Source organism: Tritonibacter sp. SIMBA_163 (assembly GCF_046535935.1).
GTDB lineage: Bacteria > Pseudomonadota > Alphaproteobacteria > Rhodobacterales > Rhodobacteraceae > Epibacterium > Epibacterium scottomollicae.
Map to the genome: position 1 here is coordinate 1 of NZ_JAWJBP010000310.1, position 279 is coordinate 279.

Below are 279 nucleotides of genomic sequence, written 5' to 3' on the forward strand. Positions count from 1 at the left end.
CTAGTGAAGAAAATGATCAATTTGTTAGTAATTCTTTAATGGCCTTAGCAACGGCAAAAGCATCATCTAAAGCTAAGACTACGACAAAAACTTATAGTTTTAAAGAATACAACGGAACTGGATATATTGGTTCCTATGCTCGTGTAAATAGAGTTAGTGGAAAGGTTAAAAAGGTAAATGTATGGAGTGAACAGGTCGGCGTAATTTTTGCTATTACTTGGACACAAAGGTCAACATGGTATAATTTGAATGCGAAAAAAACAGGTGGGAAGGCTTATG

General features: G+C 35.1%; 1 protein-coding gene. It reads left to right on the forward strand.

The window, feature by feature from the left end:
* Nucleotides 1-279: hypothetical protein (locus R0J92_RS22520; RefSeq protein ID WP_411053296.1), on the forward strand; the 279-nt coding region annotated here is incomplete at both ends.